Annotated in this window: 25 protein-coding genes; 11 read left to right on the top strand and 14 right to left on the bottom strand. The window is 58.9% G+C overall.

Going from position 1 to position 26,630, the window contains the following annotated elements:
* Positions 1–10 precede the first annotated feature (10 nt).
* Positions 11–1,138 carry a succinyl-diaminopimelate desuccinylase gene (dapE, locus tag F3I21_RS09350; RefSeq protein WP_010617581.1) on the bottom strand — a complete coding sequence of 376 codons (1,128 nt, stop codon included), beginning with the start codon at positions 1,136–1,138 and terminating at the stop codon, positions 11–13.
* 1 nt (position 1,139) lies between these two features.
* A complete protein-coding gene (locus F3I21_RS09345; RefSeq protein ID WP_021508043.1) occupies positions 1,140–1,508 on the bottom strand; it encodes an ArsC family reductase in 369 nt (122 codons plus the stop codon).
* Positions 1,509–1,830: 322 nt separating this feature from the next.
* Here F3I21_RS09345 and ypfM point away from each other — a divergent pair, with 322 nt between their 5' ends.
* Positions 1,831–1,962, top strand: a complete 132-nt coding sequence (ypfM, locus tag F3I21_RS23575) for a protein YpfM (protein WP_211072994.1) — start codon at positions 1,831–1,833, stop codon at positions 1,960–1,962.
* A 108-nt stretch (positions 1,963–2,070) separates the two neighbouring features.
* Here ypfM and acrD read toward each other — a convergent pair whose 3' ends face one another.
* The 3 genes from acrD to narQ form a co-directional block, all read right to left on the bottom strand.
* Positions 2,071–5,187 carry a multidrug efflux RND transporter permease AcrD gene (gene acrD / locus F3I21_RS09335; protein WP_021508044.1) on the bottom strand — a complete coding sequence of 1,039 codons (3,117 nt, stop codon included), beginning with the start codon at positions 5,185–5,187 and terminating at the stop codon, positions 2,071–2,073.
* 195 nt (positions 5,188–5,382) lie between these two features.
* The gene (locus F3I21_RS09330) at positions 5,383–6,015 is read right to left on the bottom strand and encodes a response regulator (protein WP_058758331.1); all 633 of its coding nucleotides are present in this window, start codon (positions 6,013–6,015) and stop codon (positions 5,383–5,385) included.
* Between the two features lie 41 nt (positions 6,016–6,056).
* Positions 6,057–7,745: a nitrate/nitrite two-component system sensor histidine kinase NarQ gene (gene narQ / locus F3I21_RS09325; protein ID WP_150058740.1), complete on the bottom strand. Its 1,689-nt coding sequence runs from the start codon at positions 7,743–7,745 to the stop codon at positions 6,057–6,059.
* Positions 7,746–7,984: 239 nt separating this feature from the next.
* Between narQ and F3I21_RS09320 the strand changes: the two genes are divergently transcribed.
* The 8 genes from F3I21_RS09320 to nudK all read left to right on the top strand — a co-directional run bounded on the left by F3I21_RS09320 (position 7,985) and on the right by nudK (position 15,703).
* On the top strand, positions 7,985–8,257 hold the full coding sequence (locus tag F3I21_RS09320) for a DUF1471 domain-containing protein (protein ID WP_058770823.1): 273 nt from the start codon (positions 7,985–7,987) through the stop codon (positions 8,255–8,257).
* A 290-nt stretch (positions 8,258–8,547) separates the two neighbouring features.
* A complete protein-coding gene (gene ansP, locus F3I21_RS09315; RefSeq protein WP_141496604.1) occupies positions 8,548–10,050 on the top strand; it encodes an L-asparagine permease in 1,503 nt (500 codons plus the stop codon).
* 163 nt (positions 10,051–10,213) lie between these two features.
* A complete protein-coding gene (napF, locus tag F3I21_RS09310) occupies positions 10,214–10,684 on the top strand; it encodes a ferredoxin-type protein NapF (protein WP_058775675.1) in 471 nt (156 codons plus the stop codon).
* On the top strand, positions 10,674–10,952 hold the full coding sequence (locus F3I21_RS09305; RefSeq protein ID WP_021508051.1) for a chaperone NapD: 279 nt from the start codon (positions 10,674–10,676) through the stop codon (positions 10,950–10,952). Before napF ends, F3I21_RS09305 begins: the two co-directional genes overlap by 11 nt.
* Positions 10,949–13,435 carry a nitrate reductase catalytic subunit NapA gene (gene napA / locus F3I21_RS09300; RefSeq protein ID WP_104094115.1) on the top strand — a complete coding sequence of 829 codons (2,487 nt, stop codon included), beginning with the start codon at positions 10,949–10,951 and terminating at the stop codon, positions 13,433–13,435. Before F3I21_RS09305 ends, napA begins: the two co-directional genes overlap by 4 nt.
* A gap of 11 nt (positions 13,436–13,446) precedes the next feature.
* Complete coding sequence (gene napB, locus F3I21_RS09295) at positions 13,447–13,878, top strand: nitrate reductase cytochrome c-type subunit (RefSeq protein WP_058758336.1); 432 nt, start codon at positions 13,447–13,449, stop codon at positions 13,876–13,878.
* Between the two features lie 7 nt (positions 13,879–13,885).
* Positions 13,886–14,470 (top strand): cytochrome c-type protein NapC, encoded by a 585-nt coding sequence (gene napC, locus F3I21_RS09290; protein ID WP_031279803.1) that lies wholly within the window; start codon positions 13,886–13,888, stop codon positions 14,468–14,470.
* Positions 14,471–15,124: 654 nt separating this feature from the next.
* Entirely contained in the window at positions 15,125–15,703 is a 579-nt protein-coding gene (gene nudK / locus F3I21_RS09285) for a GDP-mannose pyrophosphatase NudK (protein WP_150058739.1), read from the top strand.
* A gap of 71 nt (positions 15,704–15,774) precedes the next feature.
* On the opposite strand, the gene rbsK is transcribed toward nudK, so the two are convergent.
* From rbsK to F3I21_RS09245, 8 genes are read right to left on the bottom strand one after another with little or no spacing between them, the layout of a single operon-like run.
* Positions 15,775–16,749, bottom strand: a complete 975-nt coding sequence (gene rbsK / locus F3I21_RS09280; protein ID WP_150058738.1) for a ribokinase — start codon at positions 16,747–16,749, stop codon at positions 15,775–15,777.
* Positions 16,746–17,642 carry an allose kinase gene (gene alsK, locus F3I21_RS09275; protein ID WP_058758339.1) on the bottom strand — a complete coding sequence of 299 codons (897 nt, stop codon included), beginning with the start codon at positions 17,640–17,642 and terminating at the stop codon, positions 16,746–16,748. Before alsK ends, rbsK begins: the two co-directional genes overlap by 4 nt.
* Positions 17,639–18,331 (bottom strand): D-allulose 6-phosphate 3-epimerase, encoded by a 693-nt coding sequence (gene alsE, locus F3I21_RS09270; RefSeq protein WP_031279804.1) that lies wholly within the window; start codon positions 18,329–18,331, stop codon positions 17,639–17,641. Before alsE ends, alsK begins: the two co-directional genes overlap by 4 nt.
* Entirely contained in the window at positions 18,331–19,380 is a 1,050-nt protein-coding gene (locus F3I21_RS09265) for an ABC transporter permease (RefSeq protein WP_021508059.1), read from the bottom strand. The genes alsE and F3I21_RS09265 overlap by 1 nt, the downstream gene beginning before the upstream one ends.
* A gap of 17 nt (positions 19,381–19,397) precedes the next feature.
* Positions 19,398–20,387 carry an ABC transporter permease gene (locus tag F3I21_RS09260; RefSeq protein ID WP_150058737.1) on the bottom strand — a complete coding sequence of 330 codons (990 nt, stop codon included), beginning with the start codon at positions 20,385–20,387 and terminating at the stop codon, positions 19,398–19,400.
* Positions 20,380–21,885, bottom strand: coding sequence for a sugar ABC transporter ATP-binding protein (locus F3I21_RS09255; RefSeq protein WP_150058736.1), 1,506 nt, complete (start codon positions 21,883–21,885; stop codon positions 20,380–20,382). Before F3I21_RS09255 ends, F3I21_RS09260 begins: the two co-directional genes overlap by 8 nt.
* 1 nt (position 21,886) lies before the next feature.
* Positions 21,887–22,870 (bottom strand): substrate-binding domain-containing protein, encoded by a 984-nt coding sequence (locus tag F3I21_RS09250; protein WP_058758342.1) that lies wholly within the window; start codon positions 22,868–22,870, stop codon positions 21,887–21,889.
* 12 nt (positions 22,871–22,882) lie between these two features.
* Positions 22,883–23,713 carry a DeoR/GlpR family DNA-binding transcription regulator gene (locus F3I21_RS09245; RefSeq protein ID WP_104094119.1) on the bottom strand — a complete coding sequence of 277 codons (831 nt, stop codon included), beginning with the start codon at positions 23,711–23,713 and terminating at the stop codon, positions 22,883–22,885.
* A 236-nt stretch (positions 23,714–23,949) separates the two neighbouring features.
* Here F3I21_RS09245 and F3I21_RS23335 point away from each other — a divergent pair, with 236 nt between their 5' ends.
* On the top strand, positions 23,950–24,354 hold the full coding sequence (locus F3I21_RS23335) for a hypothetical protein (RefSeq protein ID WP_223815650.1): 405 nt from the start codon (positions 23,950–23,952) through the stop codon (positions 24,352–24,354).
* Complete coding sequence (locus tag F3I21_RS09240; protein WP_255467571.1) at positions 24,329–25,255, top strand: DUF1176 domain-containing protein; 927 nt, start codon at positions 24,329–24,331, stop codon at positions 25,253–25,255. Before F3I21_RS23335 ends, F3I21_RS09240 begins: the two co-directional genes overlap by 26 nt.
* A 180-nt stretch (positions 25,256–25,435) precedes the next feature.
* Here F3I21_RS09240 and ampH read toward each other — a convergent pair whose 3' ends face one another.
* Complete coding sequence (ampH, locus tag F3I21_RS09235; RefSeq protein ID WP_031279806.1) at positions 25,436–26,605, bottom strand: D-alanyl-D-alanine-carboxypeptidase/endopeptidase AmpH; 1,170 nt, start codon at positions 26,603–26,605, stop codon at positions 25,436–25,438.
* Positions 26,606–26,630 lie beyond the last annotated feature (25 nt).

Genomic DNA, 26,630 nt, shown 5'->3' with positions numbered 1-26,630 from the left:
CAAGGTGCCATCAGGCGATCAGCTGTTCCATAATGCGCTGATACATCCGGCTCAGCAGCTGCAAATCCGAGGCTTTCACGCACTCATTGATCTTATGAATAGTGGCATTCACCGGGCCGAGCTCCACCACCTGCGCGCCCATGCGGGCAATAAAGCGCCCGTCAGAGGTGCCGCCGGTGGTTAACAGCTGCGGCTTGATCTCATTATAGTGCGCCACGGCGTTGACGACCGCATCCACCAGCTTGCCGCGTGAAGTCAGGAATGGCTGACCGGACACATTCCACTCCAGCGTGTAGCGCAGCTGGTGGCGATCGAGCAGCGCCGCCACGCGATCTTTGATCATCTGATCGGTCAGTTCGGTGCTGAAGCGGAAGTTAAACTGCACGAAAAACTCGCCGGGGATCACATTGTTACTGCCGGTTCCCGCCTGCACGTTGGCGATCTGCATGCTGGTCGGCGGGAAGAACTCATTGCCCTGATCCCACTCGGTCGCCACCAGCTCGTTGAGCGCCGGCATTGCGCGATGTACCGGGTTATCAGCCAGATGCGGATACGCCACGTGGCCCTGCACGCCGTGAATGGTCAGATTGGCGGTCATGGAGCCGCGACGGCCATTCTTCACCACGTCGCCGACCACTTCGGTGCTCGACGGTTCGCCGACGAGGCAGTAATCCATGCGTTCGTTGCGCGCCATCAGGCGCTCAACCACTTTTACCGTCCCGTTGACGGCGCTGGCTTCTTCATCGGAAGTGATGAGAAACGCCAGCCGGCCAGCATGATTGGGATGAGCAGCAACGAAGCGCTCGGCCGCCACCACCATCGCCGCCAGCGAGCCTTTCATGTCTGCAGCGCCACGGCCAAACAGCATGCCGTCGCGAATCGAAGGTTCAAACGGCGGGCTGATCCAGCGGTTGGCATCGCCCGGCGGCACCACATCGGTGTGCCCGGCAAAAGCCAGCGTTTCGCCCTGGCCGCGCGTGGCCCAGAAGTTAAGCGTATCGCCAATGTGCATCGGCTCGACGTGGAAACCAATCGCCTCCAGGCGCGCAATTAACATGGCCTGGCAACCGGCGTCATCCGGACTAAGCGAGGGGCGACGAATAAGCTGCTGAGCCAGCTCAATAACCGGACAGAACATGTTATGACTTCTCCTGGATAAAGGCGTGATAAACGGGTTCTTTGAAACCCACCAGCAATGTACCGTCTGGCGCCGCCAGCACCGGACGTTTGATCAGCGCCGGGTGCGCCAGCATCAGCGCTTTGGCGCTGGCCGCATCGCGGATGGCATCGCGTTCCGCTTCCGGCAACTGACGCCAGGTGGTGCCGCGCGTGTTCAGCAGCACGTCATACCCCAGCTGGTCGATAAAGGATTGCAGCAGCGCCGCATCCAGCCCGTCAGCGCGATAATCATGAAAATGAAAGTCGATGCCGGAAGTGCTCAAATAGTTGCGTGCTTTTTTTATGGTGTCGCAATTCTTAATTCCGTACATCACCCACTGCGCTGTCATCGCGTATTCCCGTCCTGTGTTAAATAAAGCGCGAGTTTACCATAGCGCGCCGTGGGCTGTGAGGTCAGACGCGTGGCAGCGCTGTTTTTCATCTCGCCGCGACGCCAATAAACGCCGCTAATCAGGGCCAGTAAACGCTTTCACTTACCTGCGAAATTGTCGCCTGCGGCATCATTAGTGCTCTAAGAATTATCTTAGACGGCAAAAACGGGCCTGGCGGATTAAGTCCGCGCTTTTATGAGCCGCATTAACAGGTTGCTGAAATGTGCGTCAGTCCGCAGTTTCGGCAAATTCAAGCTTTCTGCGGTAGTTGCCGATAGTGATGAGAGGTGGAAACGTATTCACCTGTAGAAAAAAACGGCGTAAAATCGCCACTACAAGAAGAGAGGGTATTATGGTTGAACACGAACTGGGGAACTGGAAAGAATTTATCGAAGCGATGTTACGTAAGTAATTCGTGAAGAGAAAAGCAGGGCACTTCCCAACTTGCTGTTATTCTTACCGCACACATCAATAAAGCCGCCATTCATCATGGCGGCTTTTTATTTGCCCGGAGTTAGCCTCAGTCGTGCGGCTTTGCCCGCAGCGGGAAGCGGCGGCGCACCAGCACAAAGAACAGCGGCACAAAGAAGATCGCCAGTACCGTGGCGGAGATCATGCCGCCCATCACGCCAGTACCGACCGCATGCTGGCTGCCGGAACCGGCACCGCTGCTGATCGCCATCGGCAGCACGCCGAAAATAAAGGCCAGCGACGTCATCAGAATCGGCCGCAGGCGCTGCCGCGATGCCTCCAGCGTCGACTCCAGCAGTTCACGCCCTTTGCTGTTGATCTCATTGGCGAACTCGACGATCAGGATCGCATTCTTCGCCGACAGGCCAATCACCGTCAGCAGGCCGACCTGAAAGTAGACGTCATTCTCCAGTCCGCGCAGCCAGGTGGCGACCAGCGCGCCCACCACGCCCAGCGGCACCACCAGCATCACCGAGAACGGAATCGACCAGCTCTCGTACAGCGCCGCGAGGCACAGGAACACCACCAGCAGCGAAATCGCATACAGCGCCGGCGCCTGCGAGCCGGAGAGACGCTCCTGATAGGAGGCACCGGTCCACTGGAAGCCAACGCCGAGCGGCAGCTGCGCCACCAGTTTCTCCATCTCATCCATCGCCGTGCCGCTGCTGACGCCGTTAGCCGCCTCGCCGACAATCTCCAGCGACGAATAGCCGTTATAGCGTTCAAGACGCGGTGAACCGGTCTCCCAGTGGCTGGTGGCGAAGGCAGAGAACGGCACCATGCCGCCGCTGTTGTTGCGCACATACCATTTGTTGATGTCGCCCGGCAGCATGCGGAACTCCGGTGCCGCCTGGACGTAGACCTTCTTCACGCGGCCGCGATCGAGAAAATCATTCACGTAGGTTGAGCCCCAGGCGGTGGTCAGGGTGTCGTTGATGGTATCCAGCGACACGCCGAGCGCCTGCGCTTTGCGCTGGTCGACATCAATCTGCAGCTGTGGGCTGTCGTCGAGCCCGTTGTGGCGCACGCGCGACAGCGCCGGATTGTTGTCGGCCAGCGCCAGCAGCCGATCGCGCATCGCCATCAGCTCGGTATGCCCGATGCCGCCGTGATCCTGCAACTCCATATCAAAGCCGGAGGAGCTGCCCATGCCGGTGATCGCCGGTGGACTGCTGGCGATGACGCGTGCCTCTTTAATCTTTTTGAAGGCTGCGGTGGCGCGATCGATGATGGCAAACGAGGTGCGATCGCGACCTGGCCGCTGCTCCCAGTCCTTCAGGCGCACAAACAGGCGTGCCACGTTTTGTCCGTTGCCGCCCGGACCAGCACCGATGGTGGAGAATACCGACAGTACATTGTCCTTCTCGGCAGTCAGGTAATAATCCTCAACCTTTGCCACCACCTGCGAGGTTTGCTGCAGCGTCGAGCCCGGCGGCAGCTGTACCTGAGTAAGAAATACGCCGCGATCTTCCAGCGGCAGGAAGGAGGTAGGCAGACGAATAAACAGGAACGCCATCACGCCGATAATCGCCAGGTAGAGCAGCAGCCAGCGGCCGCTCTTCAGCAGAATGCGCGCTACGCCGCGCTCGTAGCGTTCGGCGCTGGCATTGAAGTGACGGTTAAACCAGCCGAAAAAGCCGCGCCGGCCATGGTGCTGGCCCTGCGCCAGCGGTTTGAGCAGCGTGGAGCACAGCGCGGGCGTCAGAATCATCGCCACCAGCACCGACAGCACCATCGCTGAGACAATGGTGATGGAGAACTGGCGATAGATAGCGCCCACGGTGCCGCCAAAGAACGCCATCGGCACAAACACCGCGGACAGCACCAGCGCGATGCCCACCAGCGCGCCCTGAATCTGCCCCATCGATTTACGCGTGGCGGCCCGCGGCGATAATCCCTCTTCGCTCATGATGCGCTCGACGTTTTCCACCACCACGATGGCATCATCCACCAGCAGCCCGATGGCCAGCACCATGGCGAACATGGTCAGGGTGTTAATACTGAAGCCGCAGGCGTACAGCACTGCAAAGGTGCCGAGCAGCACCACCGGCACAGCAATGGTGGGGATCAGCGTGGCGCGGAAGTTTTGCAGGAACAGGTACATCACCAGAAACACCAGCAGAATCGCTTCCAGCAGGGTTTTCACCACGTCCTTAATGGAGGCTTTGACGAACGGTGTGGTTTCAAACGCCACTTTGGCTTCCAGCCCGTGCGGGAAGTATTGCGCCAGTTCAGCAACACGGGCGCGCACCAGCTTGTCGGTGTTCATCTCGTTAGCGCCGGAGGCCAGCTTGATGCCGAGACCGGAGGCCGGCTGGCCGTTATAGCGGCTCAGAAAGTCATACTTTTCGGCGCCCATGGCGATGGTGGCCACGTCGCCGAGCGTCACCACTGAACCGTCGGTGTTGGTTTTCAGCGTAATGGCGCGAAACTGCGCGGGCGTCTGTAGCATCGACTGGGCGTTAACCGTGGCGTTCAGCGCCTGTTTGTCCACCGACGGCAACCCGCCGACCTGGCCGACCGCCACCTGGGTGTTCTGTGATTCGATGGCGCTGACCACATCGTCGGTGGTTAGCGCGTAGTTAATCAGCTTGTTGGGATCGAGCCAGATGCGCATCGCGTATTGCGAGCCGTAGGCATCGACCTGGCCGACGCCGTCGATGCGGCTGAGCGGATCCTGAATGTTACTGGCAACGTAATCGGCAATATCCTGTTTATCCATGCTACCGTCGGTGGAGACAAAGGCAATCATCAGAATGTTGCTGTCGCCGGTTTTGTTTACCGTGACGCCCTGCGACTGCACCGCCGCCGGCAGCTTGCGCAGCGCGCTCTGCAGCTGATTCTGTACCTGTTGCCGCGCTTCATCCGGGTTAGTGCCGGCGGTAAAGGTGAGGGTGATCTGCGCCTGGCCGGTATTGCTGCTGTTCGAGGACATGTACATCAGGTTATCGATCCCCGTCATATTCTGCTCGATAACCTGGGTGACGGTGTTTTCCAGCGTCTGCGCGGATGCGCCGGGATAGTTGGCGGTGATGCGCACGTTAGGCGGCGCGAGATCCGGATACTGTTCCACCGGCAGCGAGATAATGGCCAGCGTACCACACAGGCACAGCAAAATAGCCAGCACCCAGGCAAAAATGGGGCGGTCGATAAAAAAGTTCGACATGAAACCGACACTCCTCAGCTGCGTACTTTGTACTTGTTATTAGTAAAAGCGTGCCGCACGCTGCGCTTCACGCTGGCGGAGTGCAAGGGCGATCCTGAAAACTCCGGTTGCTGCTTACTGTACGCGGGGCAAATTAGGGAATCGTGGATAAATTATGGAGAAAGTGTAAAAGTCGCAGCAGCTTTATGTGCGCACTCACACATTGCGACTCTCCAGCCACAGCACCGTTGCCGCAACGCGGGAACGGACGTCGAGCTTACGTAGCAGGTTGCGGATGTGCACCTTTACCGTTTCTTCCGAAATATGCAGCGTGGCGGCAATCTCTTTGTTGGATAAGCCGCGCGCCACTTCCTGCAACACATCCAGCTCGCGCTCGGTCAGCTGTCTGAACGGATTAGCGCTGGGCTGGCGGGTCGCCAGATATTCTGCCACCACCTCGCTGAACACGTTCTCGCCCTGTGCGCCGCGCATTACCTGCGCCAGCAGCAGTTCCGGTTCGCTGTCTTTAAGCAGATAGCCATCGGCACCGGCATCCACCATGGCGTAAATATCGCTGCGCGCGTCGGACACTGTCAGTACCAGAATGCGTGCCGCGACGCCCTCGTGGCGCAGCGCTTTCAGCGTATCCAGCCCGGACATGCCCTTCATATTCAGATCGAGCAGAATCACATCCGGTGCCAGACGGCGCGCTTCGGCCAGTGCTTCGGTACCGTTATTCGCCTCAGCCACCACTTCCAGACGCGGTTCCAGCGCCAGCAACTGGCGGATACCGCGACGCATCAGCGGATGATCGTCAACGATCATAATAGACAGGGAAGGGTGAGCCATAGGTTCTCCAGAGTTTCAATCCATTTGCTAAGTGTAATGCGTTAAGCCAGCCGGTGCGCGGGGCGGGCGGGAAAACGCAGCGTGACGCAGGTGCCCTGCGCCTGCGGGGTAATCAGTAAGCTGCCGGCGAGACGCGCCGCGCGCTCGGCCATGATGGTTAGCCCGTAGTGGCCCGGCGGCTCTTCTACGCTATTGATACCGCAGCCGTCATCTTCGATGGTCAGCAGGTGCTCATCATCAGCGACACGCTGATAGCGAATCTGAATCTGCTGCGCCTGCGCGTGACGAATTGCATTGAGCAGCGCCTCGCGTGCAATCTGCAGCACGTGCACCTGCTGCTGGGCATCCAGCGTTTGCAGGCCAGGCTGATAGTCAAAGGTAATCGCCGCCTGCGACTGCTCCTGCAGCGGGGCGATCATCGCCTGCATCGCCTGCACTAAATCGGCCTGTTCAATGCTCAGGCGGAAGGTGGTGAGCAGCTCGCGCAGCTGCTGATACGCCTCGGCCAGCGCGCGATCAAAATCGGCGATGATCGCCTGTGCCTGCGGCTGGCTGCTATCGACATTACGCCGCAGCAGCGTCAGCTGGATACGCAGAAAAGAGAGCGACTGCGCCAGCGAATCGTGCAGCTCGCGCGCAATGGTGGCGCGCTCTTCAATCAGCAACATTTGCTGATACTGCTTCTGCGTCTGCCAGATCCACAGTGCACGCGCCAGCATGTTGGCCAGGCTGTGCATCAGCTCATCGGCCGGCGGCGCGCGGCGGGTTTGCCAGCACAGTTCGCCGAGGCGCTGCTCTTCCTGCTGCAGCGGCAGCCGCTGCCAGCTGAGATCGTCGGCGGGCACGCCGGCCTGGAAAGCGATATCTTCGCTGGCGATTTGCAGCACCTCCAGCGCTTCCCGCCGCTGCACCAGCCGCAGCAGACCCTGAAACAGCTCGGGATTGAGCGGGCTGCCGGTGAGAATCTGCGAGCTTTCATACAGCAGCGACAGCGTGCGGTTGGCCTGGGTTAAATCTTCGGTTTTATTGCGTACCGCGCACTCCAGCAGGCGATAGTGTGAATGCAGTCGCTCCGCCATGGTGGTAAACGCCTGCGCCAGCACGCCCAGCTCGTTGGGCTGATGCACGGAAAGCGGCGGAAAACTGAAGTTGGCCTGCTCGACGTACTGACTGGCGGTGACCAGCGAATCGAGCGGACGCACCACGTTGCGGCGAATAAAGCCAATGCTCCACAGCGCCAGCGCGACAATCGCCAGAAAGCCAAACAGACTGCTGGCGGCCACCAGATGCATTTTCAGCTCGGCGTAGTGCTGCACCGCCAGCACGAAGCGGTCAATCTCGCTGACGTAGCCCGCCACGCGCTGCTGGTATACCTGCGCCCGCGCCGGCAGCAGCGTCTCCTGCAGTACCGGCCAACTGTCGCGCAGATAGCGGTAGCGGCTGCTGACCTCAATCGGCACCCACGGACGCTCCAGATGCTGCAGCGCCGGTGACTCCAGCGTCTGCTGATATTGCTGCATATGGTGCGCCAGCTGCTGCGGATCGCGCGTGCTGTCCCACGCCAGCCGGTAGATTTGCATGCGCAGCGAGCCGGCGACATTCACCGCTTCGGCATCGCGCAAACTGCTGGAGAGCGTCATCAGCGCCAGGCCGGTGGTTAACAGCGACAGCAGCACAATCGCGCTGAGCGCGCGGGCGATGGTGCGGGTAACGGGACGTTTCACTATCACAATAATAACCCTTACAAGAGCGGGGGATTATAAGTCAGCCGCAGCGCGGGTGCGAGCGCGAAATTGACACATCTGGTTACTTTTACCAGAGAAACTCACCGCGGTTTACGTTTCCCTGGATTAACCGCGTTTGGCTGGCGAAATATTGAACGCCTTTACCGCCCGCGCAGCCTGGTTTGCACTGGCTCGCCGATACTATGACGCGTAACCCTTTTCCCGCACGACAACAGGAGCACCTCATGAAGACACGTTATGCCGTAATGACTGCTGCACTGCTTGCCAGCGCATCGTTTACTACCTTTGCCGCCTCGCCGTTAAGCGAGGCACAAACCCAGGACCTGCAAAGCAGCGGCACTGTTTCGGTGAGCGGCGTGCGTGGTTCGCTGGATGACGCCACCCGTCAGCTGTCGCAAAAAGCGGAAGAGATGGGCGCCAGCCACTATCGCGTCATTGGCATGCAGAATCCAGGCGATTCCAGCATGTGGAGCGGCAGCGCCGAGATTTACCGTTAATGCCCTTCATTATTCCCCTCTGGTAGTTTTTTCCTGTAGCCACCGATTACCGGCCACCCCACTGGCCGGTTTTTTTGTGCGTCGCGACGGATTATTACAAATCAACCCGTGCAGTCAGCCAGTATATTTTGCTTCGTTCATGCAGAACGGGTAGGATTCATCGCCGTAATTTCCCGGCTCGCCGCGCGGCATCGTTCCGCCGCTCAGGGGCCGGTTTTACCCCATTTCGCACTGCCCGGCGCAATCGATTGGTTACGCGGTGATTGATGGACAGGACAAACAGGAAAGCTATGAAATCTACTAAAAAAACGCCAGCCGAACAGCGTGCTGCGAGAAGGCGCTGGCTTAACTCTCACGATACGGGTTACCACAAAGCGATGGGTAACCGTCAGGTACAAATGATCGCCATTGGCGGCGCTATCGGTACCGGTCTGTTCCTCGGTGCCGGCGCGCGTCTGCAGATGGCCGGTCCGGCACTGGCACTGGTGTATCTGGTGTGCGGTATCTTCTCCTTCTTTATTCTCCGTGCGTTGGGCGAGCTGGTGTTGCATCGCCCTTCCAGCGGCAGCTTTGTTTCGTACGCGCGTGAATTCCTCGGGGAAAAAGCGTCCTACGTCGCGGGCTGGATGTATTTCGTTAACTGGGCGATGACCGGAATCGTTGATATCACCGCGGTGGCGCTTTACATGCATTACTGGGGCGCGTTTGGTGATGTGCCGCAGTGGGTATTTGCGCTGGGCGCGCTGGCGATTGTCGGCACCATGAATATGATCGGCGTGAAGTGGTTCGCCGAGATGGAATTCTGGTTCGCGCTGGTGAAAGTGCTGGCCATCGTGGTGTTCCTGATTGTCGGCGTGGTGTTCCTCGGCAGCGGTAAACCGCTGGACGGCAACACCACCGGCTTCCATCTGATCACCGACAACGGCGGGCTGTTCCCGCACGGTCTGCTGCCGGCGCTGGTGCTGGTGCAGGGCGTGGTGTTCGCCTTCGCCTCGATTGAGCTGGTGGGCACGGCGGCGGGCGAGTGTAAAGACCCGAAAACCATGCTGCCGAAAGCCATTAACAGCGTGATCTGGCGTATCGGCCTGTTCTATGTGGGTTCCGTGGTGCTGCTGGTACTGCTGCTGCCGTGGAACGCCTATCAGGCCGGACAAAGCCCGTTCGTCACCTTCTTCTCCAAACTGGGCGTGCCCTACATTGGCAGCGTGATGAACATCGTGGTGCTGAGCGCGGCGCTGTCGAGCCTGAACTCGGGCCTGTACTCTACCGGACGTATTCTGCGTTCAATGTCGATGGGCGGCTCGGCGCCGCAGTTCATGTCGAAGATGAGTAAGCAGCAGGTGCCGTACGCCGGTATCCTGGTGACCATCGGCGTGTACGTGATCGGCGTAGTGCTCAACTATTACGTTCCGTCGCAGGTGTTTGAGATCGTCCTGAACGTGGCGTCGCTGGGGATTATCTCCTCGTGGGCGTTCATCGTGGTGTGCCAGATGCGTCTGCGCAAAGCCATCAAAGAGGGCAAAGCGGAAGATGTCAGCTTCAAGCTGCCGTGGGCGCCGTTCACCTCCTGGCTGACGCTGCTGTTCCTGGTGAGCGTGCTGGTGCTGATGGCGTTTGACTACCCGAACGGCACTTACACCATTGCTTCAATTCCGCTGATTGCCGTGCTGCTGGTGCTCGGCTGGTTTGGCGTGCGTAAGCGCGTGCAGGCGGAAGCGATGAAAGAGCACGAGCATCATCATGACGATCAGGATGATGCGGCGCCTAAACTGGCGGAAGACAACGCGCGTTAATCGCAGCGATGCTCACCTGCGGGGGCCAGTCGGCCCCCGTTTTTATTTCAATTCTCCTTCTCTTGATCCCGCATCGGGAATTACACCTTTCGGGTGATATAGCCCTTCATAACCTCAGGTTATTTTACGCACCATCTCTACATCCCCGCATTGAGGTGAGCCGATGGCGCTGTCGCGACGTGAACTCTTTACCGGGCAGCGCGTCATGCCTGCCGGCGGTATCGCGTTGCCGTGGTGGCGGGGAGAGAGCGGCTGTGACGGCTGTGGACGCTGCGTAGAAGCCTGCGAGAGCGGCATTATCCGCATCGCCGCTGGCGAAGCGCCGCAGCTCGACTTTCTGCAGGGGGAATGCACCTTTTGCGCTGCCTGTGCCGACGTCTGCCCGCAGCCGCTGTTTCAGCCGCGCGACACTGAACCTTTTAGCCGGCGCATCCGCATCGACAGCCGCTGTATCGCTTTTCTCGGCGTTAACTGTCGCAGCTGCCAGGAGAGTTGTGAGCAGCAGGCGATCCGTTTTCGTCTGATGCCCAACGGCATCGGCCAGCCGGAAATCCTTCCGCAACACTGCACCGGCTGTGGCGCCTGTATCGCGCCGTGTCCGGTCTCAGCCACAGGACTGCATCATGACGAATAACGACAGCTGGCACGTATGTGGCCTGGTGATTCAGGCACGTCCGACCGCGATCGCGGCGGTGCGGCAGGCGCTACTGAACTTTGCCGACAGCGACATCGCGGCGGAAGATGCCGCACGCGGCACGCTGGCGCTAACGCTGGGCGCGGCCGACAGCGCCACGCTGCTGAGCAACATTGAAGCCACCCGCAACATCCCGGATGTGCTGGCGGTATCGCTGGTTTATCACCAGCAAGACGAAATTGAAGAACCCTGTAAGGAAGCATCATGAACCTGAGTCGTCGTGATTTTATGAAGGCCAATGCGGCGGCGGCTGCTGCAACGGCTGCCGGTCTCACCATTCCGACCGTGACCAAAGCGGCCACCAGCCTGGCGGAGCCGATTCGCTGGGAAAAAGCGCCGTGCCGGTTTTGCGGCACCGGCTGTGGCGTGCTGGTCGGCACGCAGAATGGCCGCGTGGTCGCCTCGCAGGGCGATCCGCAGGCGGAGGTTAATCGCGGTCTGAACTGCATCAAAGGCTACTTCCTGCCGAAGATCATGTACGGCAAAGATCGTCTGACCCAGCCGCTGCTGCGCATGACCGACGGCAAATTTGATAAGAACGGCGAGTTTACCCCGGTAAGCTGGGATCAGGCGTTCGACATCATGGAAGCGAAGTTTAAGGCGGCGCTGAAAGCCAACGGCCCGGAATCGGTCGGCATGTTTGGCTCCGGCCAGTGGACCGTATGGGAAGGTTACGCTGCATCAAAGCTGATGAAAGCCGGCTTCCGCACCAACAACCTCGATCCGAACGCGCGCCACTGCATGGCGTCTGCGGTGGTGGGCTTTATGCGCACCTTCGGCATGGACGAACCAATGGGCTGCTACGATGATATCGAGCAGGCCGATGCGTTTGTGCTGTGGGGATCGAACATGGCCGAGATGCACCCGATTCTCTGGTCACGCCTGACCGCGCGTCGTCTCAGCAATGACAACGTCAAAGTGGCGGTGCTGTCGACCTATCGCCACCGCAGCTTCGAGCTGGCCGATAATGCCATCGTCTTCACGCCGCAGAGCGATCTGGCGATCCTCAACTTCATCGCTAACTACATCATTCAGAACAACAAAGTCGATAAAACCTTCCTGCAGAATCACGTCACGCTGCGTAAAGGCGTGACGGATATCGGCTACGGTTTGCGCCCGACCAATCCGCTGCAGGCGGCGGCGAAAAATCCGGACAATGGCGAGTCGACGCCGATCAGCTTCGATGAATATGCGAAATTTGTCGCGGAATACACGGTGGAAAAAGCCAGCGCCATGAGCGGCGTAGAGCAGGATCAGCTGATCGCGCTGGCGGAGCTGTACGCCGATCCGAACGTCAAGGTGGTCTCTTACTGGACCATGGGCTTCAACCAGCATACGCGCGGCGTGTGGGCGAACAACCTGTGCTACAACATCCACCTGCTGACCGGCAAAATTTCCCGTCCGGGCACCGGACCGTTCTCGCTCACCGGCCAGCCATCGGCCTGTGGCACCGCGCGTGAAGTGGGCACGTTTGCGCATCGTCTGCCAGCCGACATGGTGGTGAACAATGACAAACACCGCGCTTTAGCTGAAAAACTGTGGAAGCTGCCGCAGGGCACGGTGCCAGCCAAAGTCGGTCTGCACGCCGTGGCGCAGGATCGCGCGCTGAAAGATGGCAAGCTGAATGCCTACTGGGTGATGTGTAACAACAACATGCAGGCCGGGCCGAACCTGACGCAGGAACGCATGCCGGGCTGGCGCGATGCACGCAACTTTGTCGTGGTATCCGACCCGTATCCGACCGTAAGCGCCCTGTCTGCCGACCTGATTCTGCCGACGGCGATGTGGGTAGAGAAAGAGGGCGCCTACGGCAACGCCGAGCGCCGTACCCAGTTCTGGCATCAGCAGGTGAAAGCGCCGGGCGAGGCAAAATCGGATCTGTGGCAGCTGGTGACCTTTGCCAAACGCTTCCGCGTTGAGGACGTGTGGCCAGAGGCGCTGATTGCTCAGCAACCTGAGCTGAAAGGCAAAACCCTCTATGACGTGCTGTATGCCAACGGCCAGGTGAATCAGTTCCCGCTGAGCGAAGTGGCCGACGACCGCCTCAACGATGAAGCGCGTGAGTTCGGCTTCTATATTCAGAAAGGCCTGTTCGAGGAGTATGCCAGCTTTGGCCGCGGTCACGGTCACGATCTCGCACCGTTCGATACCTATCACGAGGCGCGCGGTCTGCGCTGGCCGGTAGTGGACGGCAAAGAGACGCGCTGGCGCTATCGTGAAGGTTTCGACAGCTACGTGAAAGCCGGTGAGGGGGTACGTTTTTACGGTAAGCCGGACGGCAAAGCCACCATTTTTGCCCTGCCGTACGAGCCGCCAGCGGAAGCGCCGGATGCCGAATATGACCTGTGGTTCTGCACCGGTCGCGTGCTGGAGCACTGGCACACCGGCACCATGACGCGCCGCGTGCCGGAACTGCACCGCGCGGTGCCGCAGGCGCTGCTGTATATCCATCCGCTGGACGCCAAAGATCGCGGTTTCCGTCGCGGTGAGAAGGTGCGCGTGGTGTCGCGTCGTGGCGAAACCCTCGCCACCGTGGAAACGCGCGGGCGTAATCAGCCGCCGCAGGGGCTGGTATTTATGCCGTTCTTTGATGCCGGCGTGCTGGCCAACAACATCACGCTGGACGCCACCGATCCGCTGTCGAAGCAGACCGATTACAAAAAATGCGCCGTTAAGCTGGTGAAAATCTGAGGCAGGATGCAATGAAACCTTTTATCACTCTTGTAACCGTTGCCGCCCTGATGCTGGGCGGCGTGGTGTACGCTAATAACGGCGTCGATCTCAATCAGTCACCGGAAGTGACGGCAACGCAGCAGGGCACCATTCATCAGCCCAAAGAGCAGAGCCGTAAGCCGCTGAACTATGTTAATCAGCCGCCGGTGATCCCGCACAGCGTGGAGGGCTACCAGGTGACGAAGAACGTGAACCGCTGCCTGCAGTGTCACGGCACCCAGAGCTATCTGACCACCGGCGCGCCGCGCGTCAGTCCGACGCACTTTACCGACCGCGACGGCGTGGTGAGCAGCACGGTATCGCCGCGTCGCTACTTCTGCCTGCAGTGTCACGTGCCGCAGACCGATGCCAAACCGGTGGTGGAAAACACCTTTAAGCCGGCTGACGGCTTTGGGCAGTGAGGTGGCGATGAAACAGAAACTTATACGTATCTGGCGCTGGTGGCGACGCCCCAGCCGTCTGGCGCTCGGCACGCTGCTGATTCTTGGCTTTGCTGGTGGCATCATCTTCTGGGGCGGTTTTAACACCGCGATGGAGATGACCAACCGCGAACAGTTCTGTATTGGCTGTCACGAAATGCGCAACAACGTCTATCAGGAATATATGCAGACGGTGCATTACAACAACCGCAGCGGCGTACGCGCCACCTGCCCGGATTGTCACGTGCCGCACGAGTGGGGGCCGAAGATGATTCGTAAGATCCAGGCGAGTAAAGAGGTGTACGCCAAGATCTTTGGCCTGATTGATACGCCGCAGAAGTTTGAAGAGACGCGTATCGAGCTGGCGCAGAACGAGTGGCGCCGGATGAAGAACAACAATTCGCAGGAGTGTCGTAACTGCCACAACTTCGATTATATGGACTTCACCGCGCAGAAAACGGTCGCCGCCAAAATGCACAGCAAAGCGGTGCAGGACGGACAGACCTGTATCGACTGCCACAAAGGCATTGCCCACCATCTACCGGATATGAAAGACCAGCCAAACGGTTTTTGATCGCGACCCTGGCCGCGCCTGCCGGTGCGGTATCAGGGTTTTCGTGCCGACCGGTTGAGGCAGCCGCAAACCACACAACATCGTAGCGGCGCGATTTATCGCGCGAAGTTAATCACTGCACAGCTGCCCGGATGCGCAATAAATTGCGCCGCTACGATTCGTGCGGCATTTTATTTCTGCACCTTCATCCTGCACACATTGTAGCGGCGCGATTTATCGCGCTCAGTTAATCACTGCACAGCTGCCCGGATGAGCAATAAATTGCGCCGCTACGATTCGTGCGGCATTTTATTTCTGCACCATCATTCTGCACACATCGTAGCGGCGCGATTTATCGCGCTAAGTTAATCACTGCACAGCTGCCCGGATGCGCAATAAATTGCGCCGCTACGATTCGTGCGGCATTTTATTTCTGCACCATCATCCTGCGCATATTGTAGCGGCGCGATTTATCGCGCTAAGTTAATCACTGCACAGCTGCCCGGATGCGCACTGAATGGCGCCGCTACGACACGTATCATGAGCGTTGAAGAGGCGTAATGCTCAACTGACAGCCTCACGCCATCGCGGGCAACCTGCTCCACAATTCAGATAGTTTTCCCCGCGGCTTCGGCCTATTATCTCAGGCTCCCTCAGCTACGCAGTGGAGCGGCTATGTCGTTAAAGATCAACATCATCAAAGATAAGTTGCTGTCTGATAATTATTTCATTCTGCGCAACTACACCTACGAACTCACCCGCAGCAACGGCGACGTGGTACGTCACAAACGTGAAGTCTATGATCGCGGCAACGGCGCCACCATCCTGCTCTACAACCGTGAAAAAAACAGCGTGGTGCTGATTCGTCAGTTCCGCATCGCGACCTATGTTAATGACAACGCCAGCGGTGAGCTGATTGAAACCTGCGCCGGACTGCTGGATAACGACACGCCGGAAGATTGCATCCGTAAAGAAGCGGTGGAAGAGACCGGCTATCAGGTCGGTAAGGTCGAAAAGCTGTTTGAGGCCTTCATGTCGCCGGGCGGCGTGACCGAATTGCTGCACTTTTTCGCCGCTGAATACAGCGACGCGCAGCGCGCTAACGACGGCGGCGGCGTTGAAGATGAAGAGATCACCGTACTCGAGCTGCCGTTTCCTCAGGCGCTGGCGATGGTGAAAGAGGGGCGCATTCGCGACGGCAAAACCATTATGTTACTGCACTATGCGCAGCTGATGGGCTGGTTGCAGGCATAACCGCGGCGGTAATTCACAGGGCCGGCACGAATGCCGACTCTGCCTATGCCGGGGCGCAATGCATTGCGCCACTATGCCATGTGCGTGATTTCCGGAGCATTTAACGGCGTTACTGCACACTCCGGATGAGCCTGGATGCGCGCCAGCGCTTCGGCGTAGGAGGGCATGGAATTAGCCGCGCCGGAACGCTCGACGCACAGCGAGGCAAACGCCGCTGCAAACAGCGCCGCCTGCGGTAACGCATCGCCGGACGCCAGGCGCGCCGCCAGCGCACCGTTGAAGGCATCGCCGGCACCGGTGGTGTCGAGCGGCTGGGCAGGAAACAGCGGAATACGCAGCTGCTGCTCCGCGCTGGAAAGCAGGGCGCCCGCGGTGCCAAGCGTAATAATCACCTGACGCGCGCCCTTGCGGTGCAGCACTTCGGCGGCGCGCTGCGCGCTGGCAAAGTCGGTCACTTTTATCCCGCTCAGCTGCATCGCTTCGGTGCTGTTGGGCGTTAACAGATCCACCTTAGCCAGCAGCGCATCGCTGACTTTCTGCCACGGTGCCGGATTCAGAATAACAAACGTGCCGCCGGCACGCGCGTTGTCGATCATGCGCTGAATGGCGCTGAGGTTGTTCTCCAGCTGCACCAGCAGAATATCGGCGGCAGCCACGGTGGGCTGACAGCGCGTCACTTCGGCCGCGGTCACGGTGGTATTTGCGCCGGGATAGACCGATATCATGTTCTCGGCATCATCGCCCGCCACGTAAATCAGCGCGTTGCCGGTGGGTTTCTCTTTACAGGTGAACAGCGTAATGGCATCGAAACCGGTCTTCTCCAGATGGCGGCGGGCAAAGGTGCCAAAATCGTCATTACCCACCTTACCGATATAGTGCACGCGCGCCCCGGCGCGCAGCGCGGCGGTGGCCTGGTTGGCCCCTTTGCCGCCGGGCCCCATCATGCTGTTGTGCGCCGTGAGCGATTCGCCCGGCAGGGGGAAACGGTTCATCACCGCCACCACGTCGAGGTTGAACGAGCCAAACACACACACTTTTCCTTTCATTGCGCGCTCCTGAACAACCGTTCTGCGGCGAGGCAGGCGCCGCGACAGCCGGTGTGATCGGTGGATTGACTGAAGATGATTTTCAAACCATCCCGCGTGGCCGGCGGCCGTAAATGCTGCTGAATCTGGCTGCGCAGCTGCGCCAGCGGGAAATCTGCCATCGCCAGCACGCCGCCGCCCAGAATCAGGTACTCCGGATCGAGAATGTTCATCTCGGTGGCGATCAGCTGCGCCAGCCGCTGCACAAACGCCTGCAGCGCCGGGTCAGAACCATGATGGGTAAACAGCGCCGACATCGGCGTTTGCGCCGCATTGGCCTGCGCCCAGTGGCTCAACCAGTGGCCGGAGGTCACGGTTTCCGCGCAGCCGTGGTTGCCGCACGGGCAGGGCAGCGCGTTACCGGCCACCGGCACGTGGCCGAGTTCACCAGCTCCGCCATGCTGACCATGGTAGAAGCGGCCGTTGATCCACAGGCTGTTGCCCATGCCGGTGCCAGGATACAGACCTACCGCATTTTCCGGCAGCTGCTCCAGCTGCATTAAATCCCACAACATCAGATGGTTAACATCTTTATCCATCGCCACCGGCACGCCCAGTCGTTCACTCAGCAGCGCCGCTACCGGCTGATGATCGAGCGCCTGAATGAACGGCAGTGAAATCACCTGCTGGCGATCGCGGCTGAGAATGCCCGGCAGGCCGAGCATCACACCGCTGACCGGCTGCTGCTCCAGCGTTTCCGCAATCAGCTGCCCGAGTGCGGCCAGCGCATCGGGCTGCTGCGCCCAGCTGGCGGTGGGCACTTTACGAAAGCTGCTCCAGACGCGGCCCGCCTCCATCAACTGCAGACGAGTGCCGGTGCCGCCAATGTCGATACCGAGCCAGCGTGTTGTCATGCCGACACCTGCGCCAGGCCCTGCGCTTCATCAATGCTCTCACGCATCATGTTCCACGCGGTGGCGAGATCTTCGTGAATGTTAAACAAGCCGGAGGTGCCGACAATCAGCACTTCGGCACCGGCACCGACCAGCGTGTTGTAAGTGCGCGTATTACAGGAACCGTCAATCTCAATCAGGTAGCGGTGGCCGTGCGCCTGTTTCAGCGCCTTCAGCTCCTGCACCTTCTGCACCATCTCCGGGATAAACGGCTGACCGGCATAGCCAGGATCCACCGTCATCACGGTGATTTTATCCAGCAGATGAATGTAATGATGGATAAAGGAGACCGGCGTGGCCGGGTTGAGCACCACGCCCACTTTTTTGCCGTAGCTGCGAATCAGGTTGATAACGCGGAACGCATCGCGGTTGATGGTTTCAGCGTGCGGGCAAATGTAATCGGCGCCGGCATTGGCCACCGCTTCAATAAAGTCGGTCGGCTCTTCCACCATCAGATGCACATCGATCGCTACCTGGGTATGCGGGCGGATCTGCTCAATAAAGAACGGCGACAGGGTGATGTTTTTAACGTAGTGACCGTCCATGATGTCGATGTGCAGGAAGTCAGCGCGGGAGTCCAGCACGGCCAGCTGGTGCTTGATCTCCATCAGATTCATACACATCAACGACGGGGAGACTTGAATACGCATCATACTTCCTTTTTTTCGGTCAGAGGATTAAGCGCCGCGGCCAGTTTGCTGAGCCTGACGGCACGGTGATCGTTAAAGCGCGCTTTGAGTTGTTTGAAGGCCAGCACCACCACCAGCACGGCACCCCACATCGCCAGGCTGACGTGCTGGCTGATGTTCATCAGGTTGAAGCCGGTGGAGAGCACCTGCAGCGCAATCAGCGCCAGCACTACGCCGGTCACGCGGCCAAAACCGCCGTTGGGATCGGTGCCGCCGAGAATGATGGCCAGTACGGTCAGCAGCAGGTAGGCATCGCCGTAACCCATGCGCGCCGAGTTAAAGCGCGCCATCATAATCAGGCCGGCCAGCACGCACAGCAGGCTGGAGATGACGTACACCAGCATCACCATACGGTGGGTATTGATGCCGCTGAACCAGGTGGCGTTGATGTTGCTGCCGCCCATGTAGATGCACTTGCCGGCGCGGGTTTTGCCGAGGAACAGCGCCAGCAGCGCGGCGGCAACCAGGAATACCCACAGCGGCAGCGGCATGCCCAGCAGCGTGTCTGAGCCGAGCGACTGCACCACCGGCGGCATACCGCTCACCGCCGCACCTTTGGTCAGCCAGATGCCGATGCCGTTGAGCGTCATCATGGTGGCCAGCGTCACCAGAATCGGGTGCGCGCCGATGCGCGTTACCATCACGCCGGTGATTACGCCAATCACGGCGGCAATCACCATCGCGCCGACGATGGCGATAAACAGCCACAGCAGCTGCTGACCGGTGCCGGCATCAGCCGGCAGGGCGCTCATCAGGGTCCAGGCGATGAACAGCGCCGTCAGGTTGGCGGTGGCGATGATGGCGAGGTTCAGGCCGCCGCTGAGGATGGCGATAAACATCGCCAGCGTTAACAGGCCGAGCTCCGGCAGCTGAAACGCCATGCTCATAAAGGTCGAATCAGTGAGAAAGCGGCCCGGCAGCATGACGCTGAAGGTGGCCAGCGCCAGCGCAATCAACAGCATCAGGCCGATGTTGGTGCCGTCCGGCCGCAGCGCAGAGAGAGATTTCATGATGATGGCTCCTCCCGTCAGACGAAACTGACGTCGGTTTCTTTACGTTTTTTGTAGTGGGTGACGGCAATCGCCACCATAATTGTGCCGCCGACCACAATGTTCATGAAGTAGTTGGAGACGCCGATCAGATTGAGGCCGTTTTTCAGGATGGCGATCAGGAATACGCCCATCAGCGTGCCGCTGACCGTGCCTTTGCCGCCCATCAGGCTGGCACCGCCCAGCACCGTCGCAGCCAGCACATCCAGCTCACCGCCGACCAGCGCGTTCGGCACTACTTCACCCATGCGGTACACCTGCACCAGCCCGCCAATCGCCGCCATCGCCCCGAGCCAGCCGTAGGCAAACACGTGAATCAATCCCACGCGGATGCCAATGCGCCGCGCCGATTCCGCATCGCCGCCCACCGCATACAGCTGACGGCCCAGATTGGTTTTGTTGAGCAGCAGCGCGGTGAGCCCGGCAATCGCCAGCATGATCGCCAGCGGTAAGCCAATCTGAAAACTGTTGCCCTGTACGCTAAACGGCAGCACGCTGCGCAGGGTGATCCACCAGTCCGGCAGTGAGTAGAGGCTTTTGCCGCCGGTAACCCACATCAGCAGACCAAACAGCAGCGACTGCATGCTGATGGTGATGATGATCGACACCACGCGCAGCGAGGTGATCAGCAGGGCGTTGATCACGCCAAATAGCGTGCCACAGACGATAGCCAGCAGAATGCTGAGCAGCGCGTTATCAAACTGGAACTGCACAAACAGCGAGGCGATCAGGTATTGCACCACCGACGCCACGGCGGCGAAGGAGATATCGATACCGCCGGTCACCAGCACCACAAACAGGCCGAGGGCGAAAATGCCGGTAACGGCATAGCTTTCCGCCAGATCCAGCAGGTTCTGCACCGTCAGGAACTGATCGCTGGCCAGCGAGAAGAACACCATGAAAGCCAGCAGCACCCAGGCGAGCCAGCCCTGGCTGGAGTGCGGACGTAAACGAGAGAAATCAGGCATTAATCACCTCCGCCAGCTGTTCCTGCGCCACGGTATCGGGTTGGTATTCGGCATGGATGGTGCCGTCGCGGAAGTGCAGAATGCGGTCGCAGTTGTACCAGACCTCCGGCACTTCGTCGGAAATCAGGATGATCGACAGTCCCTCTTTCGCCAGCTCATGGATCAGCTGATAGATGCTGGCCTTGGCACCGACATCCACGCCGACGGTCGGCGAGTCGAGGATCAGAATGCGCGGCTGGGTCAGCACCCATTTCGCCAGCACGATTTTTTGCTGGTTGCCGCCGGACAGGGTGGAGATCGCCAGGTTAGGATCGGCCACGCGCACGCCGAGCTGCTGAATCCACTGCAGGATCAGCTTGTTCTTGCGGTATTCGTCGATCAGGTGGAAACGGTTTTGCAGCTTATCGAGGATCGGCAGCACCATGTTGTCGGCCACCGACTGCTGCTGCACCAGGCCGAGCGTCAGGCGATCTTCCGAAACGTAGCCGATGCCGGCTTTGATGGCGTCTTCGTGCCCGCGAAAACGCACCGGCTTGCTGTCGAGCCAGATTTTGCCGCTGTCCGGTTTGGTCATGCCAAACAGCGACAGCGCCAGTTCGGTGCGGCCGGAGCCGAGCAGGCCGCACAGGCCCAGCACTTCACCGGCGTAGAGTTTGAAATTGACGTCATGATACTGACCGGCGCGCGTCAGCTTCTCTACTTCGAGAATCGCCCGATCGGCGTTGCGCGTTGGCGCTTTTAACTGGTAGTCGAGCTTCAGGCCGGTCATCAGTTCGCTCAGGTGATGCGGCGTCATCTCTCTGGCCGGCCAGCAGCCCATCTTGCGGCCGTCGCGGATCACCGTTACGCGATCCGAAATCTCCAGCACTTCATCCAGCCGGTGACTGACAAACACCACGCAGATGTTTTTGTCTTTCAGATAGCGCACAGTGCGCAGCAGCTGATTGACCTCGGTACGCGTCAGCGATGCGGTGGGTTCATCCATGATCACCAGTCGTGCCTCGGCCACCAGCGCGCGGCAAATCGCCACCTGCTGGCGCTGGGCAATCGACAGCGAAGCGACTTTCTCATTCAGATCGAGATCGAATTTCAGCTCATCAATAATGCCGCGCGCGGTGTCGCGCAGCCGGGCCTGACGGTGCCAGCCGAGCAACCCGTTGAGGTTATGCTCAAAAGCGATGTTCTCCGCCACGCTCAAATTGGGGAACAGCGACAGATCCTGGTAAATCACCTGGATACCGAAGTCGCGCGCCTGACGGGTGGTCAGACGCGGGAAACTCTGACCGTCGCCGAGGGTGATGCGGCTGCCACTGTCCGGGGCGTGCACCCCGGAAATGACTTTAATCAAGGTGCTCTTGCCACAGCCGTTGGTGCCAGCGAGACAGTGCACTTCGCCGGCCAGCAGAGTCAGCGAGATATCGCTCAGTGCGCGGTTGCCACCAAATGTTTTCGACAGGTTGTCGAGCGCAATCAGCGTCTGTGGAGTGACCTCTTGCATGTTACAGCCCCATTTTCACCAGTTTTGGCAGGTTCTCTTTATCGAGACTTTCGGTGTTGTTACCGAGAATGGTGTGCGTCGCCTCATCCACCTTCACTTTGCCCAGCCCTTCAATGGTCATGCCGTCGGTGATCGGCTCTTTTTTCTCCATCATGTCGGCGATACGCACAAATACTTCACCGGCGGTCTGCGGATTCCAGATATAACCGCCTTTGATAGCACCGCGCTGTACCAGCGACGCGCCCTGGCCCGGGCTGAAGGCACCGATGACGCACACCTGATCGATCTTGTTGCGGTTCATGACCGCGCGGCCGGCGCCAATCGGTCCCTGAGAACCAAAGGCCATAATGCCTTTCAGATCCGGGTACTTAGACATCAGCTCGTTAGTGGTGCGGATGGAGTCATCCAGCGATTCGCCGACGCCGAACTTGTCGGTCACCAGCTGCATCTTCGGATAGTGCTGTTTCTGGTAGTTGAGCGCGGCGTCGGTCCACTCCTGATGCAGTGGCACCGTCAGGCTGCCGACATACATGGCGTATTTGCCTTCTTCATGCATGCATTTCGCCAGCGCTTTCATATGGTTGATGCCGTGGGTCGGCGCATCGACCAGCTCGAAATCCCAGTTGGCGTCTTTCTGGCCGGGCGATTCGTGAGTAATCACCATGATCCCGGCTTCCCGCGCGCGCTTCAGCACTGGCTCAAGCACTTTCGGGTCGTTTGGCACCACGCCGATGATATCGACCTTCTGCGCAATCAAATCTTCAATCGCGCGCACCTGCAGCGCCGGGTCAGCGGCGGTTGGCCCGACCATCCACGCGTCGATGCCGCGTTTTGCCGCTTCACTTTTGATGCCCGCTTCCATGGCGTTGAACCACGGAATACCGCCAATTTTTACCACGATGCCCATGCGGATTTTGTCAGCGGCCTGCGCGCCAGCGGCGGCAAACAGGGCAAGCAGAGAACAGGCGATAAGATGTTTTTTCATAAAGACTCCGGATTAATTTTTTATTAGCTGCATCGAATGGCTGCGTTGCGAGCAATCAATAATATTGACGCCGTTCCACGCCAGTTCTTGTTCCAGCTCTTTGTCTTTTAATTGGTCAGTGATGAGAAAATCCACATCGCGGTAATGACAAATACGCGCGAATGAGGGGCGCAGAAATTTACTGCCGTCCAGCAGCAGATGTTTTCTTTCTGCCGCTAACAACATTTGCTGTTTTAAATGTGCGTTGTTTTCGTTACCTTCGCGTAAATAACCGTCATTGCCCAAACTGCTGCAGGAAAAAAAGATCTTATTGATCTGAAATTCCCGTAGCGGCTGCTCTGCGACGACGCCGTGGAAATCTTCATAACGGTCAGAATATTCTCCGCCCAGGCAGATGGTGCGGATACTGCCGCGCGCTGCAAGGGTCTGGATGATTCTGATAGAATTTGTTAACACCGTTAATTCAATATCCGGTAGCTGTCGTGCCAGATACCAGCAGGTGGTACTACTGTCGAGTAATAAACAATCACCGGGGCTGATAAAATCGAGTGCCCGTTTGGCTATTGCCATCTTGGCCTCGACGTTTTCATTCATGCGCTGGCGAAAAGATAATTCATACTCGTTAATACCGCGTGTATTTCCCTGAATGTTGGCGGCCTGTCGTTTGGCTGGTACTGCACCACCGTGACTGCGCTGTAATACGCCACGTTTCTCCAGCTGCGTTAAATCACGACGAATGGTTTCCTGCGAAACCTGACACAGCGTGACTAATTCAGCGACAATGACCCGACCATTTAAATTAAGCTCGTCAATAATTCGCTGCTGTCTTTCAATCGGCAACATGACTTCCCTCCGATGGCTATAAATTACTGGATGCCGGAATGTGAAAATGTGGGCTGGGCACGAGTCCGCAGCGACCAACTGGCCCGGCGACATTAAGGTGATTTTCATTGAATTTTTTATGTAAATGAGATCTCTTTATTTCAAATTTGAGTGATCGCATTCACATAAATGCGCGTTATTACGCGAGGGAATGAGAGAGGCCGTGCACAGCGTTAACGCTCTGCCAGCACCATAGCATGACCGCTTATGACCGTTTGTGTGTATTTGACCGTTTTGTGAAGGGGGTAAAAATTGTCCGACGAATCCGATTGAGCAGAAATCAGCCGCACCGGATGATGGAGCTGTTGCGCTATTCCACACAGATCGCCCATAAGGCGACGGCTTTTTCAGCAGTTAACTTCGCTTTTCAGGCCACTTCACAGTTTCGGCCTGATGACCGCGCATGCATTGCGCTATCATTTTCTTTCCAGGAATCGGGGATCGTTTTTTTTCATGTCGTATTGGATGAAGTCGCTGCTTTTATTGCCCTTTCTGCTGATCGCCAGCGTACAGGCCGAGCCGCTGCAAAAGTCGTTTTCCGACTGGCAGATCACCTGCAACAACGCGGCGTTCTGCGTGGCACGCAGTTTTCCTGGCGATAATGGCCTGGTGATGACGATTTCGCGTCACGCCGGGGTCAACGATCGGCCGCTGCTGCGCATTGATTACGGCAGCGCCTATAGCGGTGCATTGCCGGGCGCGGCGCTTAAAGACAACCTGCTGCTCGACCAGCGCCGCCTCAATCCGGACCTCAAACACTGGACGGTGGAGCCGCATCATCTGGCCACCAGCAACGCCATCGCCATCGACGAATTTCTCGCCCAGACGCTGGATGCCAGCAATTTACAGCTCACCTATAAAGCCAGCGCCAGTATTCCGCTGCGCGGTATGAAAGCGGCGCTGCTGCTGATGGATGACGTGCAGGGGCGGGTTAACGGTGCCAGCGCCTGGGTAAAGCGCGGTGATCGCGTGCAGTGGGATGTGCCACCGCCGCCCTCAATTCCGCAGCTGCCGGCAGCGCTGCCCGCACCCGCGCCGCTGACGCAGCAGGAAACCACCGGCCTGATCGATTACGGAACCTGGCGCGTCAATACCGATAACTGCTCGCTCGATCCGCTGCGGCGGGAAGTCAGCGTTGCGCCACTCACCGACAGCAAAGCGCTGCTGCTGATAAGCTGCGAAACCGGGGCCTACAATGTGATCGATCTGGCGTTTGAAGTCACGCGCAGCCAGCCGTATGTATCGCGCGGCATCACGCTCAACCTGCCGTTTACCCCACCGTCGCGCACTGATAATCAGCTGGAGCTGGTGAACGCCGAGTTCGATGCCAGTAACGGCCAGCTGTATACCTTCAGTAAAGGGCGCGGTCTGGGCGACTGCGGTGTGGCCACACGCTGGCAGTTTGATGGTAATGCTTTCGTACTGGCGGAGTATGCGGAGGAGAAGACTTGTGATGCCTGGCATAGTAGTGATGACTGGCCCACCCTCTGGGTCACTCAGTAATCCCCGTCATCCTTCGCACTGCAGGGGCGTTGGCCGCCTTCTTTCACCCCGGTCACTTACTGATGTAAGCTCCCGGGGATTCATTCAGTTGCCGCCTTCCTGCAGCACGAATGATTTAGGGGAGGGTTCGCAGTAACTGCTCGCTATTTCTCACTCTTGCTACAACTAATTATCAAAGACTTAGCGAATATTGCCGATCATCATCGGTGAGCCCGTCTGGTTGCCCACCAGCTCAGCCAGCATGTTGTTGACGCCATCGCTCATCGGGGTGAAGCGGGTCAGCGGCGAGCGCGTTACGACCACAAATACGCCGACGTTGTGCTGTGGCACCATCGCCATGTAGGTGATGAAGCCGCCGCCGCCGCCGGTTTTCTGAATGATGCCCGGATGGCCCGCCTTCGGTGCCATGTAAACCCAGCCCATGCCCAGCGCGTCGGCGCGTCCTGGCACGTCCATGCCTTCCACTTTGGTCAGCTGGTCGCGGCGATAAATCAGCGTTTGCAGCCGATCGATCTGCGGCGTGCGGTGATTCACCGCCGAGTTGAGGAACTGCTGCATCCAGCGTCCCATATCGTCCGGCGTGGAATACACGCCGCCGCTGCCGATGGCTGCCAGCGTGTTATTGCACGGGCTGGCCCCTTTTTCGGCAATCATCAGGCGCTGACACTGGTCCGGTGATGGCGTGAAGGTGGTGTCCTTCATGCCGAGCGGACGCGTCACCAGCTGCTGCAGCAGGGCCGGATAAGGCATACCGGCGGCTTTGGCCAGCGCGTCGCCCAGCAGATCGAAGGCGAGGTTGGAGTAAGCCGCCTGCGTGCCCGGCGCGGCTTTTAGCTGCGCACCGCGCAGCCACTGCCAGCGATCCGCTTTGGTTGGCCAGACAAACACCGGACGATGCGGTTTGCCGCCCGGCTGCTCGCGCGGCAGGCTGCTGGTGTGGGTGGCGAGATTGATCAGCCGAATCGGCTGGCCGTTGTAAGTCGGTACGCGGGCGCCCGGCGGCGCGTATTTGCTCAGCGGATCGTCAAGGCGAATCTGGCCGCGCTCGGCCATCTTCACCATCACTTCGCTGGTCATCAGTTTGCTCAGCGAGGCGATACGGATCAGTGAGTCCTGCTGTGGGCGCACATTATTGCCGGGACGGGTTTCGCCAAAGCTGGCGAACACGCGCTGGTTACCGTCAATTGCCACCAGCGCCATGCCGGTTGCACCGCTGCCATAGAAAATATGCTCGGCATAGCGATCAACAATCTGCGAGGCCAGCAGCGGATCGGGCGATACCTGCGCCGCGCTGGTAAAGGGCAGCACGGCAACCATTAAGGCCAGTAAAAAAGGAGTACGTTTTTTCAACGGGAAAGCGTCCGCTATAGGAATC

The organism is Pantoea sp. B_9 (assembly GCF_008632015.1).
GTDB classification, from domain to species: Bacteria; Pseudomonadota; Gammaproteobacteria; order Enterobacterales; family Enterobacteriaceae; genus Pantoea; species Pantoea dispersa.
Note: the sequence above shows the minus strand (reverse complement) of the source record. Positions and strands in the feature narration are given on the sequence as shown.